This is a genomic window from Streptomyces chumphonensis (assembly GCF_014779715.1).
In the GTDB taxonomy this organism is placed as follows: Bacteria; Actinomycetota; Actinomycetes; order Streptomycetales; family Streptomycetaceae; genus Streptomyces; species Streptomyces chumphonensis.
On record NZ_JACXYU010000030.1, the window covers coordinates 1 to 2,634 of the forward strand.

General features: G+C 70.0%; 4 protein-coding genes. 3 read left to right on the forward strand and 1 reads right to left on the reverse strand.

The annotated features are described in order from the left end of the window. From IF129_RS25880 to IF129_RS25890, 3 genes are all read left to right on the forward strand, one after another. The coding region (locus IF129_RS25880) for a zinc-binding dehydrogenase (RefSeq protein WP_191212270.1) at positions 1–181 on the forward strand (181 nt) is incomplete at its 5' end. A gap of 309 nt (positions 182–490) precedes the next feature. Further along, complete coding sequence (locus IF129_RS27025) at positions 491–1,654, forward strand: cytochrome P450 (RefSeq protein WP_191212271.1); 1,164 nt, start codon at positions 491–493, stop codon at positions 1,652–1,654. Between the two features lie 23 nt (positions 1,655–1,677). Next, positions 1,678–1,863, forward strand: coding sequence for a ferredoxin (locus IF129_RS25890; protein ID WP_381481061.1), 186 nt, complete (start codon positions 1,678–1,680; stop codon positions 1,861–1,863). A gap of 230 nt (positions 1,864–2,093) precedes the next feature. Here the strand turns inward: IF129_RS25890 and cutA are convergent, their stop codons facing one another. Continuing rightward, entirely contained in the window at positions 2,094–2,417 is a 324-nt protein-coding gene (cutA, locus tag IF129_RS25895; RefSeq protein WP_191212272.1) for a divalent-cation tolerance protein CutA, read from the reverse strand. Positions 2,418–2,634: the final 217 nt, after the last annotated feature.

Below are 2,634 nucleotides of genomic sequence, written 5' to 3' on the forward strand. Positions count from 1 at the left end.
TCTGCGCGACGTGGCGGGCGCCCGCTCCGCCACCCGGCTCGCCGAACTCGTCGCCCTGTACGAGCAGGGCAAGGTGACCGTCCACATCCGCGAGGCGTACCCCCTGGCCCGCGCCGCCGACGCCCACCGCGACCTCGAAACCGGCCACGGCCGCGGCAAAGCCGTCCTCGTCATCGACTGACCCGCCCTCCGGCACGGTCCGGTCGGCGGGCACCGGGCGCGACGCGCCGTGCGGCTCTCCCCCCGCAGGTCGCGTCGCCCTCCCGGTGCCCGCCGACCGGCATGCGGGAGGACACGACGTTCGACTCCGCGTCACGTCGGCCCGGTCCGGCTGTGAGCGGGCCGGGTCCGCCCCACGGCCTGTCGCCGACGCTCGCAGAACCCACGTATGGACCGGTTCTCCCACGGGTAGGCCGAATACAAGCAATCCGGGCATTCACCATGTACCGGATCTTCACAGGATTCGACCCGCGACCTCGCTGGAGGACACGTGTCCACCGAGCATCCCGGAACGATCATCCCCGTACTCGACGCCCTCGCCCGGGACGGCGGCGATCCCGTCCCCGTCCAGCTCGTGAGCGGCAACGGCTGGCTGGTGCGCTCCCACCAGCACGTCCGCCAGGTCCTGTCCGACAAGAGGTTCTCCGCCGACGATCAACTCCCCGGCTTCCCGAGGTTGTTCGCCATCCCCAACGTGCCCGGCGGACTCTCCTTCCTGCGCATGGACCCGCCGCGCCATTCGGTGTTACGCCGGGTCCTGACGTCGATGTTCACCGTCCACCGTGTCGAGAGGATGCGACCGGCCGTCGTCGCCGCCACCCGTTCCCTCATCGAGGACATGAAGGACGCCGGTCCGCCCACCGACCTCATCGAGGCCTTCGCACTGCCCCTCCCCTCACAGGTGATCTGCAACCTCCTGGGCGTGCCCTACGAGGACCACGCCACGTTCCAGGAGAACTCACGCCGCATACTGTCGGTCACGGCGACCGAGGCCGAGGCGGGAACCGCGTTCATGGACCTCGGCGACTACCTGGGCTCGCTCGCCGACGCCAAACGGCGACACCCCGGCGACGACCTCCTGAGCACCGTCGTCCGACAGCAGCAAGAGGCCGGCATGACCGACGAGGACGTGGTGGCCATGGCCCGGCTCCTGCTCATCGCCGGCCACGAGACCACCGCGAACATGCTCGGCATGATCGTGCGGGACTGCTTCGCCGACCGGGACCTGTTCGAGCTGCTCCGCGCGGACACCACGGCGATCGGCCCGGCCGTCGAAGAGCTGCTCCGAAAGATCTCCATCGTCCGGTGCAGCCTCGGTCGCCTGGCCGTGGAGGATGTGCGGCTGACCGAGGAGGTCACCGTACGGGCCGGTCAGGGCGTCGTTCTGGGGATCTGGGCTGCCAACCACGATCCGGACGTGTACGACGACCCGCACGCCTACGACCTGACGCGTGAGGCCCGCACCCACGTGGCCTTCGGCTACGGAGTCCACCAATGTCTGGGGCAGGCCCTGGCACGACTGGAACTGCGGGTGGCCGTGCGCGAACTTGTCGACGCGTTCCCCGGACTGGCGCCGTGCGTGCCGGTCGAGGACATCCGCCTGAAGGAGAACTCGCTGGTGATGGGCGTCGAGACGCTGCCCGTCACCTGGTGACGGTGACCGCCGTGCGTGTAGGGGTGGATCGTGAACGGTGCTGTTCGGCGGGGATGTGCGTGCTGACGGCACCGGAGGTCTTCGACCAGGACGAGGTGGACGGAAGGGTGATGCTGCTACTCGACCCGGTGCCCGCGGAGCGGGTGGCCGAGGCCCGGGAAGCCGTGTCGTTCTGTCCGAGCGGCGCGTTGCGCGTGGTCGAGAGCTGACACCAGCCGGCCGACACGTGCGGCGTGCCGTCGGGCACAGGAGCAGCCGGCCCGATCGCTCTGCTATCCACTGGGCCAGGTGACGGTCTGCGCCTCCGGCGTCACCCGGATCCAGCACGCCGACCACTATGGGCCGCCAGCGGCTGGCCTCCCTCGCGGCGCTGCTGCCCCAGGAGCACAGCGCGGCGCGAGACCTCGCCCAGGAGGTCCTCGCCGCAGCCGCTGCCTGATCAGCTCTTGGCGGTCTCCTCGCTCACCCACGACAGGTAGTCGGCGCTGCCGTGCGTGACGGGGGAGGCGATGATTTCCGGCATGTCGTAGTCGTGCACCTGCTTGATGTGTGCTTCCAGCTCCACGTACCGCTCAGCGGTCGTCATGTACAGCACGCGCCACTCCTGGTCCGTCTGCACAGCGTTCTCCCACCGGTAGACGCTGGTGACCGGCCCGTCGATCTGGGCGCAGGCCGCCACCTTCGCCTCCACGGCGCTGACAGCCAGAGCCCGGGCCTTTTCAGCGGAGTCGGTAGTGGTCAGAACGGTCAGGTACTCAGCCACGGTTGGTCTCCCTCAGTCCGGCGTGCTCGGACCGTACCCGGATCACCGGCGCGCCCAACCGGCCCGATCCCGTCGAGCGCCGAGCACCGCTGCGCCTCCGCTCGGTAGCGGTCGCGGAGCGGAGCTGCCGCACGGTCACCGGCCCCGATCAAGCCGAGCTGCGCGGCCACAGGCGAGGCTTGGCCCTCGGGGCCGAACAACACCGGCTAATCCTCCC